This is a genomic window from Blastococcus sp. VKM Ac-2987, assembly GCF_026967805.1.
Taxonomy (GTDB): Bacteria; Actinomycetota; Actinomycetes; order Mycobacteriales; family Geodermatophilaceae; genus Blastococcus.
Window position 1 is genome coordinate 629,011 of record NZ_JAPVBG010000002.1, and the last position, 14,386, is coordinate 643,396.

14 protein-coding genes and 1 pseudogene are annotated in these 14,386 nt (G+C 74.3%); 7 read left to right on the forward strand and 8 right to left on the reverse strand.

Features of this window, described 5'->3' with window-relative positions; genetic code table 11:
• Positions 1 to 484: pseudogene (locus O2W17_RS11900) on the reverse strand (hypothetical protein); the annotation flags it as partial.
• A gap of 152 nt (positions 485 to 636) precedes the next feature.
• Between O2W17_RS11900 and O2W17_RS11905 the strand changes: the two are divergent.
• A complete protein-coding gene (locus O2W17_RS11905) occupies positions 637 to 2,691 on the forward strand; it encodes an LCP family protein (protein ID WP_269192649.1) in 2,055 nt (684 codons plus the stop codon).
• Between the two features lie 6 nt (positions 2,692 to 2,697).
• On the opposite strand, the gene pstB is transcribed toward O2W17_RS11905, so the two are convergent.
• The 5 genes from pstB to O2W17_RS11930 all read right to left on the reverse strand — a co-directional run bounded on the left by pstB (position 2,698) and on the right by O2W17_RS11930 (position 8,532).
• The gene (pstB, locus tag O2W17_RS11910) at positions 2,698 to 3,477 is read right to left on the reverse strand and encodes a phosphate ABC transporter ATP-binding protein PstB (protein ID WP_269192650.1); all 780 of its coding nucleotides are present in this window, start codon (positions 3,475 to 3,477) and stop codon (positions 2,698 to 2,700) included.
• Between the two features lie 28 nt (positions 3,478 to 3,505).
• Entirely contained in the window at positions 3,506 to 4,591 is a 1,086-nt protein-coding gene (gene pstA / locus O2W17_RS11915; RefSeq protein WP_269192651.1) for a phosphate ABC transporter permease PstA, read from the reverse strand.
• The gene (pstC, locus tag O2W17_RS11920; protein WP_269192652.1) at positions 4,591 to 5,544 is read right to left on the reverse strand and encodes a phosphate ABC transporter permease subunit PstC; all 954 of its coding nucleotides are present in this window, start codon (positions 5,542 to 5,544) and stop codon (positions 4,591 to 4,593) included. The genes pstA and pstC overlap by 1 nt, the downstream gene beginning before the upstream one ends.
• 115 nt (positions 5,545 to 5,659) lie before the next feature.
• On the reverse strand, positions 5,660 to 6,778 hold the full coding sequence (gene pstS, locus O2W17_RS11925; RefSeq protein WP_269192653.1) for a phosphate ABC transporter substrate-binding protein PstS: 1,119 nt from the start codon (positions 6,776 to 6,778) through the stop codon (positions 5,660 to 5,662).
• A 275-nt stretch (positions 6,779 to 7,053) separates the two neighbouring features.
• Positions 7,054 to 8,532: a PhoX family protein gene (locus O2W17_RS11930; protein WP_269192654.1), complete on the reverse strand. Its 1,479-nt coding sequence runs from the start codon at positions 8,530 to 8,532 to the stop codon at positions 7,054 to 7,056.
• 240 nt (positions 8,533 to 8,772) lie between these two features.
• Between O2W17_RS11930 and O2W17_RS11935 the strand changes: the two genes are divergently transcribed.
• Positions 8,773 to 9,423, forward strand: a complete 651-nt coding sequence (locus tag O2W17_RS11935; protein WP_269192655.1) for a flavodoxin domain-containing protein — start codon at positions 8,773 to 8,775, stop codon at positions 9,421 to 9,423.
• 34 nt (positions 9,424 to 9,457) lie between these two features.
• On the forward strand, positions 9,458 to 9,766 hold the full coding sequence (locus O2W17_RS11940; protein WP_269192656.1) for a twin-arginine translocase TatA/TatE family subunit: 309 nt from the start codon (positions 9,458 to 9,460) through the stop codon (positions 9,764 to 9,766).
• A 27-nt stretch (positions 9,767 to 9,793) separates the two neighbouring features.
• Here O2W17_RS11940 and mshD read toward each other — a convergent pair whose 3' ends face one another.
• Positions 9,794 to 10,702 carry a mycothiol synthase gene (mshD, locus tag O2W17_RS11945; RefSeq protein WP_269192657.1) on the reverse strand — a complete coding sequence of 303 codons (909 nt, stop codon included), beginning with the start codon at positions 10,700 to 10,702 and terminating at the stop codon, positions 9,794 to 9,796.
• A 7-nt stretch (positions 10,703 to 10,709) separates the two neighbouring features.
• Complete coding sequence (locus tag O2W17_RS11950; RefSeq protein ID WP_269192658.1) at positions 10,710 to 11,441, reverse strand: winged helix-turn-helix transcriptional regulator; 732 nt, start codon at positions 11,439 to 11,441, stop codon at positions 10,710 to 10,712.
• An 83-nt stretch (positions 11,442 to 11,524) separates the two neighbouring features.
• Here O2W17_RS11950 and O2W17_RS11955 point away from each other — a divergent pair, with 83 nt between their 5' ends.
• From O2W17_RS11955 to O2W17_RS11970, 4 genes are read left to right on the forward strand one after another with little or no spacing between them, the layout of a single operon-like run.
• Positions 11,525 to 12,319 carry an alpha/beta hydrolase gene (locus O2W17_RS11955; protein WP_269192659.1) on the forward strand — a complete coding sequence of 265 codons (795 nt, stop codon included), beginning with the start codon at positions 11,525 to 11,527 and terminating at the stop codon, positions 12,317 to 12,319.
• Positions 12,316 to 13,140 (forward strand): hypothetical protein, encoded by an 825-nt coding sequence (locus O2W17_RS11960; RefSeq protein ID WP_269192660.1) that lies wholly within the window; start codon positions 12,316 to 12,318, stop codon positions 13,138 to 13,140. Before O2W17_RS11955 ends, O2W17_RS11960 begins: the two co-directional genes overlap by 4 nt.
• On the forward strand, positions 13,137 to 13,826 hold the full coding sequence (locus O2W17_RS11965; protein WP_269192661.1) for an LmeA family phospholipid-binding protein: 690 nt from the start codon (positions 13,137 to 13,139) through the stop codon (positions 13,824 to 13,826). The genes O2W17_RS11960 and O2W17_RS11965 overlap by 4 nt, the downstream gene beginning before the upstream one ends.
• A gap of 29 nt (positions 13,827 to 13,855) precedes the next feature.
• Entirely contained in the window at positions 13,856 to 14,197 is a 342-nt protein-coding gene (locus O2W17_RS11970) for a TlpA family protein disulfide reductase (RefSeq protein WP_269192662.1), read from the forward strand.
• Positions 14,198 to 14,386: the final 189 nt, after the last annotated feature.

The following is a 14,386-nucleotide window of genomic DNA, read 5'->3' on the forward strand; positions in this document are numbered from 1 at the left end:
CGTCGTCGGCCTTGCCGCGGGTCTGGTCCATGGCGTCGATGGCGTCGTCGGCCTTGCCGCGGGTCTGGTTCATGGCGCTGATGGCGTCGTCGGCCTTGCCGCGGGTCTGGTTCATGGCGTCGATGGCGTCGTCGGCCTTGCCGCGGGTCTGGTCCATGGCGCTGATGGCGTCGTCGGCCTTGGCACGGGTCTGGTTCACCGCGGCGATCGCGTCGTCGGCGTGCTGCCTGGTCACCCCGACCGCGGCGATCGCCTCGTCCGCGCCGGCGCGGGTGGCGTCGATGCGCGCGATCGCCCCGTCCGCGTGGTCCAGCAGCGTGTCCACCCGGTCGACGACGCCCGACACCCGGCCGAGCAGTGCCTCGAGCTGGCCGAGGGCGGCCGCGGCGCGCGAGACGAGGGCGACGGCGTCACCGACGCCGTCCCGCACGCCGCCTACCAGCGCGACGACGTCGGAGGGGCCGGGCACGGAAGGGAGGCGCACCGGGGGAACGCTACGCAGTGCGCCGGTGGGCCACCATTCCATTGACCCCCTCGTGTCACCGGCTGCCGCGCGTCGGCGTGGCCCACGCCCGTCCGCCCGTATCGTGGGCCGACGGCAAACGGACGAGCGGACGACGAGAAGGTGTCGACACCTTGGGGGATCAGCCGACGCGGGGCGGCGCGGGCGACCGCGACGTCCCCGGACGCACCCGCCACGGGCGCACCGCCCAGGGGAGCGCCGCCGAGCCGGTCACCGTCGAGCAGCTGATCGCCCGGCAGGGCAGCGCGGTCGGCAACCGGCGCGCCGCCCGCCGGGGCGCCGCGAACGGCCGCGCCGGTGGCGCCACGCGCGCGACGCCGGAGGCAGGCGAGCAGGCCGGGCGGTTCGGCCGTCGCGCCGCAGCGAAGCCGGACACGGGCCCCGCCCGGCCCGACGACGCCCCCGCCGTCCGTGCCGGGCTGCCCCCGGTACCGGGCGCGAGCCGGCCGCCCGGACCGCAGGCGGGCCTGCCGCCGGTCCCGTCGGCGCAACCGGGGCTGCCGCCCGTTCCCGGGGCCGAGCCGGGGCTGCCGCCCGTCCCGGGGGCAGAGCCGGGGCTGCCGCCCGTTCCCGGGGCCCGGTCCGGGCTGCCCCCGGTGCCCGGCCGGTCCCCGGCCGACTGGGCGCCCGACGAGCGCCCCTCCCGGCGCAGCGGCCCGATCCCGCCGCTGCCCGGGCTCGCTCCGCCGCGACCGTCGGGAGCCACCCGGCTCCGCCCCGCCCCCCGCCCGCCGCGCAGCCCCGGACGTCGCCGCGTCGGGCGCGCGGCGATCGCCCTCGCCGGCATCGTGGGCGTCGTCGTCCTGTACCACCTGGCGCTCTACTTCTACGTCGACCAGCGCATCGACCGGGTGGACGTGCTCGCCCTCGACGGTGCCGAGGTGCTCGCCCCCGAGCTCCAGGAGGCCGCCGAGACCTACCTCGTCGTCGGCACCGGCATCCCGGGGCAGACCGGGGCGGCGTCGGTCGCGACCCTGGTGGTCTCGGTGGCCGCCGAGGGCGACCGCGCGGTGCTGGTGAGCGTGCCGCCCACGGCCCTGGTGGACACCCCGACCTGCCGCACGCCGGACGGCGACCTGCGGGACCCGGCCACGGAGGCGTTCGCCAGTTCCCTGCTCGAGGGCGGGCCGGCCTGCATGGTCCGGGCCGTCCAGCAGCTGTCCGGTCTGCGGATCGACCACTACCTCGGCGTCGACCTCGCCGACCTGCCCGGGATGGTGGACTCGCTCGGTGGCGTGCCGGTGTGCGTCGTGCCGTCGGAGGCGACCGCGGCCGCCGCCACACCGCCCCCGCCCGGCCCCTCCGAGCTGTCCGGGCCGGCGGCGTCGGGCTTCCTGCAGCCGGGGGACAGCGGTGCCGACGTCACCGGGGCGGCCGTCGCCGAGCGGGCACAGCGGCTGCTCACCTCCACGCTGCGCGCGGCGATGTCCGCCGACACGCTGCTCGACCCGGTGACGCTGACCCGGTTCCTGACCCGGGCCTCGGACGCGCTCACGGTCGACGACCAGACGACGCTCGGCGACCTGCGGGTGCTCGCCGGCACGCTCGGCGACCTCTCGGGCGACGCGGTCCAGCGGGCCGGGTTGCCGGTCGCGCAGGTGGGCTACGTGCCGGCCGGCACCGAGGATGCCTTCGTGATCCTCGACGCGCCGGCCACCCGATCGCTGTTCGACGAGATCATCGACGGCGCTCAGCTGCCGGCCGAGGTCGTGGAGGGGCAGCGCACCGAGCAGGCGGCCGCGCCCGAGGCCGCTCCCCAGCCGGAGGTGCCCGCCGGGTCGGCGCCGCTGGTCGTCCCGCCGGCGGAGGTCGCCGTCGACGTGCTGAACGGGACCGGCACCGCCGGGCTGGCCGCGACGGTCGCCGACGAGCTCCGCGGCCAGGGCTACGGCGTCGGCGCGGTCGGCAACGAAGCGGGCACGGTCAACGAGAGCGTGGTCCGGTACGGCCCGTCGGCGTTCGAGCGGGCCCGCACCGTGGCCGCCGCGGTGCCCGGCTCGGTGCTCCAGGAGAGCGACTCGATCGGGAACTCGGTGCAGCTGGTGATCGGCCCGGGCTACGCCGGCGTCGTGCCGGTGGAGATCGGCGGCCCGGTGGCCGCGGAACCGGCTGCGGACACGCCGGTGGCCGCCCCCCAGCGGGAGGCGGCCACCGTCAGCTGCGCGTGAGCCGGCTCAGCCGAAGCGGCCGGAGATGTAGTCCTCGGTCGCCTTCTCGTCCGGGTTGCTGAAGATCTTCTCGGTCGGGTTGAACTCGATCAGCCGGCCGGGCTGGCCCACGCCGTTGAGGTTGAAGAAGCCGGTCTGCTCGCTCACGCGCGCGGCCTGCTGCATGTTGTGGGTGACGATGACGATCGTGAACTTCTCCTTGAGCTCGGTCATCAGGTCCTCGATGGCCAGCGTGGAGATCGGGTCCAGGGCCGAGCAGGGCTCGTCCATGAGCAGCACGTCGGGCTCGACCGCGATCGCGCGGGCGATGCAGAGCCGCTGCTGCTGCCCGCCGGAGAGGCTGGAACCGGGCCGGTCGAGGCGGTCCTTGACCTCTTCCCACAGGTTGGCCCCGCGCAGCGAGCGCTCGACGAGGTCGTCGGTGTCCGACTTGCTCATCCTCTTGGCGTTCAGCCGCATCCCAGCCGCGACGTTGTCGGAGATGGACATCGTCGGGAACGGGTTCGGCCGCTGGAAGACCATGCCGATGTGACGGCGGACGGTCACCGGGTCGGAATCCGGCCCGTAGAGGTCCTGGCCGTCCATGACGACCTTGCCCTCCACCCGTGCCCCGGGGATGACCTCGTGCATCCGGTTCAGCGCACGCAGGAACGTGGACTTACCGCAGCCGGAGGGTCCGATCAGAGCTGTGATGCTGCGCGGCTCGATCGAGACGTTCACGCCCTGGACGGCGAGGAACTTGCCGTAGTAGATGTCGAGGTCCGACACCTCGATGCGCTTGGCCACGAGTGGTCCCTTCCTGGGTGGATGAAGCTCAGCGACTGGTCTTGGGAGCGAAGACGCGGCTGATCACGCGGGCGACCACATTGAGGCCCATCACCAGCATGATGAGGATGAGTGCCGCTGTCCAGGCGCGGTCGATGGCGTTCTGCGGCGGCACACCTGGCTGGGTCAGCTGGTAGAAGGCGTACACCGGCAGGGTGGCCATGCGACCCTCGAAGGGGTTCAGGTTGGTGCCGTTCGTGATGCCGACCGTCACCAGCAGCGGTGCGGTCTCGCCGATCACTCGCGCGATGGCCAGCGTGACGCCGGTCCCGAGGCCCGCGATCGCCGTGGGGATGACGACCTTCAGGATGGTGCGCCACTTGGGCACCCCGAGTGCGTAGCTGGCCTCGCGCAGTTCGTTCGGTACGAGCTTGAGGACCTCCTCGGCGGAGCGGACCACCACCGGGATCATCAGGACCGACAGCGCCACGGCGCCCATGATGCCGAGCCGGATCCCCGGGCCGAAGAAGATGACGAAGAGGGCATAGGCGAAGAGGCCGGCGACGATCGAGGGGATGCCGGTCATGACGTCGACGAAGAAGGTGATCGACCGCTTGAGGCGGCCGCTGCCGTACTCGACGAGGTAGATGGCGGTCATCAGTCCGATCGGCACCGAGATGGCCGTGGTCAGCAGGGTGATGATGAGCGTGCCCATGATGGCGTGGTACGCACCGCCGCCCTCACCGATCACGCCCTGGAGGGACGCGCCGAAGAACTCGCCGTCGAACCGTTCGGCACCGCGACGGATGACCTCGTACGCCAGCGACACCAGCGGCACCATGGCGATGCCGAAGGCGGTCACGACCAGGCAGGTCACGAGCCGGTCCGTGGCCCGTCGGTGACCTTCGACGACCCGTGAGATCACGTAGACCGCGATGGTGCCCAGGACCACGGTGTAGATGACCAGCAGCACGATGTTCGAGCTGGTCAGGGCGCCCAGGAGGAACGCCAGCGCCAGGGCCGCGGCAAAGCAGGCCCACGGCGCCCACCGGGGGAGCTTGCCGTCGCCGCGCCGCTCGGGAGGCGCGTCGTGGGGTCCGGTACCGGTGTTGCGCTGCTGGATCGACGTGCTCATCAGTTGGCTCCGGAGAAGTCGGCCCGGCGGTTGACGATCCAGCGGGCGAGCATGTTGACCAGGAGCGTGATCACGAACAGCACCAGGCCGCTGGCGATCAGCGTGTTGACGTCCAGCCCGGTGGACTCCGGGAACTGCAGCGCGATGTTGGCCGCGATCGTCTGCGGGTTGGCGCTGGAAATCAGGGCGAAGGTGATCCCTGCGGCCGAGCCGGAGAGGATGATGGCGACCGCCATGGTCTCGCCCAGCGCCCGGCCCAGGCCCAGCATGGCGCCACCGATGACGCCGCTCTTGCCGTAGGGGATCACCGCCATTCTGATCATCTCCCAGCGGGTGGCGCCCAGGGCCAGCGCGGCCTCCGTGTGCAGCGTGGGGACCTGCGTGAAGACCTCACGAGAGATGGCGCTGACGATCGGCAGGATCATGACCGCGAGGACCAGCCCGATGGTGAGCATCGTCCGCCCGGTGGCTGAGACCGGGCCGGCGAACAACGGGATGAAGCCCAGGTTCTCCTCGAGCCAGCGGTAGAAGGGGACGAGCCGCGGGGCGAGCCAGGCGATGCCCCAGAAGCCGTAGACGATGCTCGGGATCGCAGCCAGGAGGTCGACGACGTAGCCGAGGACCTGCGCGAGCCGGCGGGGCGCGTAGTGGGTGATGAAGAGCGCGATGCCGACCGCGAGCGGGGTGGCCACCAGCAGGGCGATCGTGGCGGACAGCAGGGTGCCGAAGATCAGCGGCCAGACGTAGGAGACCAGCCCACCCTCTCCCGGGAGTTCCTCTGCCGACGCGGTCAGCGCCGGGAGGGACTCGGCGAGGAGGAAGACGGTCACCCCGGCGAGGATGAGGAGGATGAGGATCCCGGCGCCCTTGGCGCCGCCGGAGAAGATCCGGTCGCCGGGCCGCCGTACGGCCCTGGGTGCCGTCGGTTCCTGCGGGGGACTGGTGACTGTCACCGCTGCTCCGTCTGCTGCGCGTCGGTAGGTGCCCGTCGGGGATGCCCGCCTGTGGCGGGCGGAGTGACGGCCCGGAGCGTCTCAGACGCTCCGGGCCGTCACTGATGGTGCCGGATCAGCCGGCGGTGATCGCGTCGATCGCCGACTGGTTCTGCTCGCGGAGACCGTCCGAGATGGGCGCCGAGCCGGCGGCGTCGGCCGCGGCCTGCTGACCCTCCTCGCTGATCACGTAGCCCATGAAGTCCTTGACCAGGTCCGCGGTCTCCTGCTCGTCGTACTCGATGCAGCCGATGTGGTAGCTGACCAGCACGATCGGGTAGTTGCCGGATTCCGTCGTGTCACGGGCGAGCTCGATGGCGAAGTCATACTCGCCTCGACCCTCGACCGTCTGGGAGTTCTCGACGACGGCGGCGGCGGCCTCGGCGGACGGCGCGACGAACTCCTCGCCCACGCCGATGTTGGCGACACCGAGGTCGCCGGCCTGGCTCAGGTCGGCGTAGCCGATGGCGCCGTTGCCGGCGCCGACCGCGCTGACGACACCGGAGGTGCCCTGGGCGGCCTCGCCGCCGGGAACCGGCCAGACGCCGTCCGGCTCGTGCGGCCAGGCGTCGGCGGCCGCGGCGGCCAGGTACTCGGTGAAGTTGTCCGTGGTGCCGGAGTCGTCCGCACGGTTCACCGGCGTGATCGGCAGGTCGGGCAGCGTGGCGTCGGGGTTGTCGGCGGCGATCGCCGGGTCGTTCCAGTTGGTGATCTGCTGGTTGAAGATGCCGGCGACCGTCTCGGGCGACAGGTTCAGCTCGTCGACGCCCTCGAGGTTGTAGACGACCGCGATCGGCGCGATGTAGTTCACCATCTCGAAGACCCCGGACGGGCCGCAGCGCTCTTCCGCCTGCGCGAGCTCCTCCTCGTCCAGCGCCGCGTCGGAGCCGGCGAAGTCGGTACCGCCGGCGAGGAACTGCTCCCGGCCGCCGCCCGAGCCGACCGGGTCGTAGTTGACGGTGACGTCGGGCTGGACGCTGTTGTACCCGGCGGCCCAGCCCTGCATGGCCGCCTGCTGGGCGCTGGAGCCCGCGCCGACGAGCGTGCCGCTCAGCTCGCTGCCGCCGCCGCTGCCGGTGTCGCTGCCGCCGCCGGCGGTCTCGGACTCGTTCGAGGCACCGCAAGCGGCGAGCGCGAGGGTGCTGGCGAGCGCCACGGAGAGCGTGGTGGCGCGCGTCTTGGTGCTGAGCTTCAACTCAGGGCCTCTCAGGTTCGCCCGGACCCGTTCCGGGCAGCGTTGGACCGACGAGGAGGACGGTAGGGAGCCCAGGTGGCGGGCTCCCCGTGCCGAGGTGAACGGCCGGTGAACGGGCGCCGAGGATCTTGATGATCATGCGTGGCACCGGTCACGCTGCACGACTCCCGTGATCGGGGACACCACTGCGCCCCGGCATCCGTCGGGGAGGCCGGGGCGCAGTCGTCGATCGGTGCGTCAGCGCGCGGGCAGGGGCCGCGCGGGTGCACCCGGGATCAGATGGCGCCCTTCTCCCAGGGGCCGCGGATGGCGAAGCTGACACCCGGGGTCTGGATGTTGACGAACAGGACCTCGCCGTCCGGGCTGAAGCAGGCCCCGGCGAACTCGTTGTTCATGTCCGACTCCTCGCCCTCGATGCTGTTCCGCGCGAAGTCGAAGATCTCGCCGCGCTCGTTGAGCGCGCGGACGTACTGCTCGTCGCCGCCGTCCTCGCACAGGACCAGCCCGCCGCGCGGGCTGACGGTCAGGTTGTCCGGCGCGTCCAGCACCTCGGGCGAGGGGGACTCGAAGAGCAGGATCAGCTGGCCGCCGCAGCGGCCGCGCGGCCGGAACTCCCACACCTGGCCGCACTCGGCGTCACCGCCGCTGGTGGCGTTGAAGAAGATGCTGCCCCCGTCGTACCAGCAGCCCTCCAGCCGGGCGAAGGCGGCGCCACCCTTGGCGAAGCCCTGGTTGAAGACCGACGCCCGGGTGATGTCGGCCGGGTCCGGGTCGTCGATGGTGACCCACTCGACCTGCATCGGCTGCCCCACGCGGTCGCTCTGGCCCTCGTACGTCGCCAGCTGGGGAGAACCCTTGACGGCGAGCATCTGGAGGGTGCCGCCCTCGGCCAGGTAGCCCGGCTTGTTCGGGAGGAAGCGGTAGAAGCCGGAGGACGTGCCGCTGTCCTCGGTCTCGTAGACGGTCCCGTTCGCCGGGTCGACGGCCACCGCCTCGTGCGCGAACCGGCCCATCTCCCGGAACGGACCGCGGCTCCGCTTCCGGTCGGGGGCGTTGGCCGGCACCTCGAAGATGTAGCCGTGGTTCTCGGTGAATCCGTTCTGGGTCCCGTTGACCGTCTCCTCGCAGCTCAGCCAGGAGCCCCAGGGCGTCGGACCGCCGGCGCAGTTGACCGACGTGCCGTTGAGGCTGATGAAGCTGTCGACCAGCGTCAGCGAACGCGTGTCGAAGGTCAGGGTCGTCGTCCCACCGGCGGCCACCGGGTCGTAGGCGGTCTCCGGGTCCCCGATCAGGTCGCGGTCGTAGTCGCGGCCGGTGTAGTCCCCCGGCTCCTGTCCCGCGTCGATCGGCGAGTAGCCCTGCTCGTGGTTGCGGACCAGCTTGATGATGCCCCGGTGGCTCTGCGGCTCGGTGAAGGTCGCCATGCCGTCGTGCCGGCCGGGGGTGGGGTAGCCGTCGGAGCCGACGGCCGCCGGCAGGCCGAGGGCGGCGGCGTACTCGGCCGCGTGGCCGAACGACGCGTACTCGAAGCCGGCCGGCAGGTGGAGCAGGGTCAGCCCGGTGGTCCGGTCCTCGGTGGGCTGCAGCGGGCCGTAGCCGCCGTTGTCCGGGGCCTTGAGCTCCTGGCCGCGCCGGCCCGGGGCGGCCAGTGCGCCGTGCGCTCCCAGGAGCTGGGTGCCGCTGGCCAGCATGGTCCCGGCGGTCACCGCTGCGCCGCGCTGCAGGAACTTGCGTCGATCGAACGAGGTGGTCATGAACCGCTTCTCCTTGTGTGGTCCTAGGGGCTGGGGTGGCCCCAGGGCCTGTCGGACGTTAGGCACGGGAGGAGGCGCCGGGACGGCCCGAGGGCGAACCTCCGGACAACGGTCGGGGTCCCGCGTCCGCCCGGCGAGGGACCGGCCGGAGGAGCGCGGTCCGAGCCGCCTGCGGTGGTCGGCGGGTGTTCCTCCGGCGTTCACGTCGACGCCGTCGCGTGCCGCCTAACGTGCTCGGTCATGACCGACTCCCTGGTGACGGGTCCTGGAGCGCTGCCCGGCACCACGCCCGTCGTCCCGGCCCCCGCACCCGGGACCACGGCTCTCCTGACCCCGCCCTGGGCGACCGGTGGCGGCGGGCCCCGCGTCCTGGTGGCCTTCGCCAGCCGGCACGGATCGACCAGGGAGATCGCGGCCGAGCTGGCCCGGTGCCTGACCGCATCCGCAGCGGGCGGCGGCGGCCGGTTGTCCGCGACCCTCGCCCCCGTCGAGCTGCAGCCCGACCCGGCCGGCTTCGACGCGGTCGTGCTCGGCAGCGCCGTCTACGAGGGCCGCTGGCTGGAGCCGGCCCGGCGCTACGTCGACGCGGTCGCCCCGGAGCTGCGCCGCCGCCCGACGTGGCTGTTCTCCAGCGGCCTGGGGGGCGGCCGGTCGGGGTGCACCGGGGACGGCGACCGGGACGCGGGCCTGCTGGGGGACTGGATCGAGGCGCGCGGCCACCGGGTCTTCCCCGGCCGGCTCGAGCGACGGCTGCTGTCGGCCGCCGAGCGGAGCGCCTGGCCGGCCGCCGGCGCGGCCGGCGATCTCCGGGACCGGGAGGCGGTCCGCAGGTGGGCCGAGGAGATCGCCACCGCCGCCGTCGTCCGCCGGGCGGTCCCCGTCGCGGGGTGACCCCGGTCCGCTGATCGATCTGGGAGGAGCGCTGGTGTTCAACTCCATCGGATGGGGCGAGCTCGTCGTCCTCGGCCTGGCCGCCCTGTTCATCTTCGGCCCGGAGCGGCTGCCGGACCTGGCCAGGGACGCCGCCGGCGGCCTCGAGCGGGTGCGGGGTGCGGTGGCCGGGGTGCGCGGTCAGCTGCACGACACCCTCGGCGAGGACTTCGACCACCTCCGCGACGTCGACCTGCGCCGCTACCACCCGAAGGCCCTCATCCGGGAGCACCTCCTCGGGGAGGACGACGACCGCCCGGTGCGGCGGGGGAGCTGCCCGTCCCCGGGTCCCGGCTCGTCCTGACCGCTGCCCGGCAGCCGCCGGGCGGGCTCAGGAGACCGGCGGCTCGCGGTGCCAGGCGACGTCGACGGCGAACCGGGAGAAGCCTCGCTTCTCGTACAGCCGCACCGCCGCCTCGTTGTCCTCCTCGACGTAGAGCAGGACCTGGCCGAGCCCCCGGCCGCGCAGGTGCGCCAGCCCCAGGTCGGTGAGCGCCCGACCCAGCCGCAGCCCCTGGGCGTCCGGGTCGACGCCGAGCACGTACACCTCGCCGATCGCCTCGTCCGCCGCCGTGCCGCCGACGCTGCCGGGCGGGTGCACCTTCGTCCAGTGCGAGCCGAGCAGCGCGCCGCCCCCGTCGGGGTCCCCGCGCCAGGCCATGAGGAAGCCCGCGGGGTCGAACCAGGGCTCCGCCTCGCGCAGCTCGAGGTCCGCGCGGGTCATCCGGCCCTGCTCCGGGTGCCAGGCGAAGGCGCGGGCGTTGACCCGCAGCCACGCCTCCTCGTCCCGGCCGGGCCGGAAGGGCAGCACGCGCACGTCGGCGGGCAGCTCCGGCCGGGGGTCCGGGTCGACGCCGGCCAGGTCCCGGCGCATCTGCAGCAGCACCCGGGCGCGGTCGAAACCGTGCGGGGCGAGCAGCTCGGCCGAACCGGGCAGGTCGCCGTGCGCCCAGATGCTCAGCCCGCGGTCGCCGGAGAGCTCGAGCAGCCGGCGCAGCAGCGTCGTACCGTGCCCGCGCCGCCGCAGCCCGGGGTGGACCACCAGCTCGGCGGTGCCGTCGTCGAGCCGCGCGTAGCCGGCCGGCGCGCCGTCGGCGTCGCGGACGACGAGGTCGTGCCCGCCGGGGCCGCCGTGCTGGAGCCGGAGCTCGGCCTCCTCGGAGACCGGGCGGACGCCGTCGGCCGCCGTGGCGGCGCGCAGCAGTGCGAGGACGCCGTCGACGTCGGGAGGAGCGCTCACCCGGTCATCAGACCAGTTCGGCGTCGGTCTCCGCCCGGGCGGCCCTGGCGGTGGCGTCGGCCACCTGCTGGTCGAGCTTGTAGCCGACGTTGCGCACGGTGCCGATCAGCGCCTCGTGCTCGGTGCCCAGCTTGGCCCGGAGCCGCCGGACGTGGACGTCGACGGTGCGGGTGCCACCGAAGTAGTCGTAGCCCCAGATCTCCTGGAGCAGCTGCGCCCGCGAGAAGACCCGGCCCGGGTGCTGGGCGAGGTACTTCAGCAGCTCGAACTCCTTGTAGGTGAGGTCGAGCGGGCGGCCGCGCAGCTTCGCGGAGTAGCTGTGCTCGTCGATGACCAGCTCGCCGGCCTGCGTGACGCCGCCGTCACCGCCGTCGGCCGGGGTCGCGGCGGCCAGCCGGCGGGCGGTCGCCCACTTGAGCCGGGCGTCGACCTCCGCGGGGCCGGCCGTGTCGAGCAGCACGTCGTCGACGCCCCAGTCGGCGGAGAGGGCGACCAGGCCGCCCTCGGAGAGGATCGCGACCAGCGCCGCGGCCACGCCGGTGGAGGAGAGCAGCCCGCACAGGGTGCGCGCCCGGATGAGGTCGTGCCGGGCGTCGACCAGCACGACGTCGCCGGAGTCGCCGTCGAGGAGGCTGGAGAGCTCGGGGGCCACGACGCGGACCTGGTGGCCGAGCAGCCCCAGGGCGGGCAGCACCTCGGTCGTGGCCTGACGCGCGGAAGTCATGAGCACGAGTCGCATGTCGTCTCCTCAGGGGTCCAGGGCCGGCGGGTACCGGCCGGACCTACGACAACGCTGTCGAGGTGGGGAGCAGGATAGCGGACGTGCCCGTCGAGCAGCCGGAACCGCAGGGGACCCGCGCGGTGGAGCTGCGCACACCGGACGGCGTGGTCCTCTCCGGCATCGTCGTGCCACCCGCTCCGCCCGGGCCGCGCCCGCCGGCGGCCCGGCCGCTGACGTTCGTCGTCGCACACGGCTTCTCCAACTCCGTGCGGTACCCGCCCTTCCTGCGCCTCGCGGGCCGGCTGCGCCGGTTCGGCGAGGTCCGGGCGTTCGACTTCCGGGGGCACGGCCGGTCCGGTGGGCGCTCCGGCGCGGGCGGCGACCAGGAGATGGCCGACGTCGATGCCGCGGTGGGGTCGGCCCGGGCCGACGGCGCCGCTGCGGTGGTGACCCTGGGCCTGTCGATGGGTGGCGGTGCGGTGCTGCGCCAGGCGGTGCTGGGCCGGCACCGCCCGGACGCGGTGGTCAGCGTCAGCGCGGTGAGCCGCTGGTACGTGCGGGACACCCGGCCCATGCGGCGGGTGCACTGGCTGATCGAGACGACGGCGGGTCGGCGGGTCGCGGGGCGGTTCGGGGTGCGCCTGGGCGAGCCGTGGGTGACCGCGCCGCCGGCGCCGCTGGCGGTGGTCAGCGCGATCGCGCCCACCCCGCTGCTGCTGGTGCACGGCGACCGGGACGAGTTCTTCCCGCTCGAGCACTTCCGGTCGCTGGTCCGGGCGGCGGGCCCGGCGGCCACCGCCTGGGTCGTGCCGGGGTTCGGGCACGCGGAGAACGGCGCGACGGCTCCGCTCGTCGAGCGGATCGGGCGCTGGGCTTCTGACAACATCGGCCCGTGAGCTCCAGCGCCGTCCCGTCCCCGACGCCGGCCCTGCCGCACCACCTTCCGGCCGCCGGCCTCGCGGTGGTCGCCGCGGGCCTGCTCGCCGGGCTCCCCGCGGCGCTCGGCGACCTGGGTGCCCTGGCCGCGGTGCTCGTGCTGCAACTGGCGCTGGTCCTCTCCTGGGTGCTCGCCACCGGGATGCAGGGGTTCGCGGCCTCCCTGACCGTCGGCACGGCCGCGGCCGTCGCGGCGGACCTGGCCGTGGTGCTGCCCGAGGAGCCGGTGCTGGGTGGGCTGCTCGCCGTGCTCGGCGTGGGCTTCCTCGCCGCCGTGCTGCAGCAGATGCTGCGCTTCCCCCGGCACGACCTGGTCGACTCGCTGGCCGGGTCGGCGGTGCTGCTCACCGCGGTGGGCGCGCTCGCGGCGCTGCTGCTCCTCGCCCGGTCCGACGACGGCCGGCTGGTGACGACCGCGCTCGTGGCCGGGGCCGCGCTGCTCGTCGGCCACCTCACCGACCAGGTGCTGCCGCGGCCGCAGCTGGCCCCCGGCGTCCCCCGGGGGCTGACCGGCGCCGTGCTGGCGGTGCTGGCCGGCGCCGCGACCGCGTGGGCCGTGCGCGACCTGGCCGGGCTGGGACAGCTGCGGGCGCTGGCCCTCGGGGGAGCCGTCGCCGGGATCGTGGCGCTGGTCGCCGTGGCCGGCAGCTACCTCGCCGTCGAGACGACGGCCGAGGGTGAGGCGGAGGCGCTGTCGCCGTGGGCGCCGACGGTCGTGCAGGTCGTGCTGCCGTTCGCGGCGTGCGCCCCGGTGGCGCTCGGCCTGCTGACCGTGCTGTGAAGGCCCTCGCCGTCCTCGTCCTGCTGTTCCTCGGCCTCGGCGTCCTGCTCGACCGGATCGCGGTGGGCGTCGCCGAGGACCAGGTCGCCGTCCAGCTGGCGGCCCAGGGCGGCCTGGCCGGACGGCCGGAGGTGGACGTCCGGGGCTTCCCGTTCCTGACCCAGGCGGCCGGCGGGCGCTACGAGGAGGTGCACATCGCCCTGACCGCCGAGCAGCTGCGGCAGCCGGAGGGGACGCGCGCCGACGTCACGCTGCGCGGCGTGCACCTGCCGCTCGCGGCGGTCCTGTCCGGCGAGGTCGCCGAGCTGCCGGTCGAGCGCATCGACGGCACCGCGACGCTCTCCTACGACCTGCTCTCCCGCGAGCTCGGCGGGGACACGACGCTGGCGCGCGAGGGCGCGGGGCTGCGGATCACCCGGACGGTCGAGCTGCTCGGCCACACGATGCCGCTCACCGCCATCGGCACGGTCGCCGTGGACGGCGACGAGCTGGTCATCGACGTCGACCACGCCGCCGGTGCCGGGGTCGACGTCCCCCGCGTCCTGGTCGGCCGGGTCACCGACCTGCTCGACCTGCGCTACCCGGTGGAGCTGCCTTTCGGGCTGCGGCTGACCGGTGTCGTCCCGGCTGCCCGCGGGGTGGACGTGCGCGTCGCGGCCGACGACGCGGTGCTCCGGGCGGAATAGCCCGGCGCAGCGGGCCGGTTGCACCCCGGGTGGACGGAGACGGTGCGGACCCGGCGGCGGTGTTCGCGCGGCTGGGTGTGCGCCCGGCGGCGGCGGACCTGACCGTCGTCCAGTTCTCCACCGCGTTCTGCGGTCCCTGCCGGGCCACCAGGGCGCGGCTCGCGGGACTGCAGGCCACCCGCCCGGGGCTGGCCGTCGTGCAGGTCGACGCGGAGAGCCACCTGGCGGAGGTGCGGGAGCTCGGCGTGCAGCAGACGCCGACGCTGTTCTTCCTGGACCGCGCGGGCCGGGTCGTCGCCCGCACCAGCGGCGCGCCGCGGCCGGCGGAGCTGACCGCTCTGGTAGACGCCCGTGCGGGGGTGCGGGTGTGATCGGCTACTCTCGCGCCGTGGGCACCCTGCTGACCTCGCGCCGCACAGTCGACCTGTGCCGCGTCGGCAGCTGCCTCTGTCCGACCTCCTGAGGTCGGTCCCGACCGTCCAGACGCGCCCCGTCCGCCGTCCGGAGGTCTTCTCCGCACACGACCGCACCGTCCTGCCGCACCCGTGCGCGGCGGTGAG

Excerpts from the sequence above, each read along its gene's own strand:
- pstA (WP_269192651.1), bottom strand. The coding sequence starts at position 4,591 with ATGAGCACGTCGATCCAGCAGCGCAACACCGGTACCGGACCCCACGAC.
- O2W17_RS11930 (WP_269192654.1), bottom strand. The coding sequence starts at position 8,532 with ATGACCACCTCGTTCGATCGACGCAAGTTCCTGCAGCGCGGCGCAGCG.
- O2W17_RS11935 (WP_269192655.1), top strand. The coding sequence starts at position 8,773 with ATGACCGACTCCCTGGTGACGGGTCCTGGAGCGCTGCCCGGCACCACG.
- O2W17_RS11950 (WP_269192658.1), bottom strand. The coding sequence starts at position 11,441 with ATGCGACTCGTGCTCATGACTTCCGCGCGTCAGGCCACGACCGAGGTG.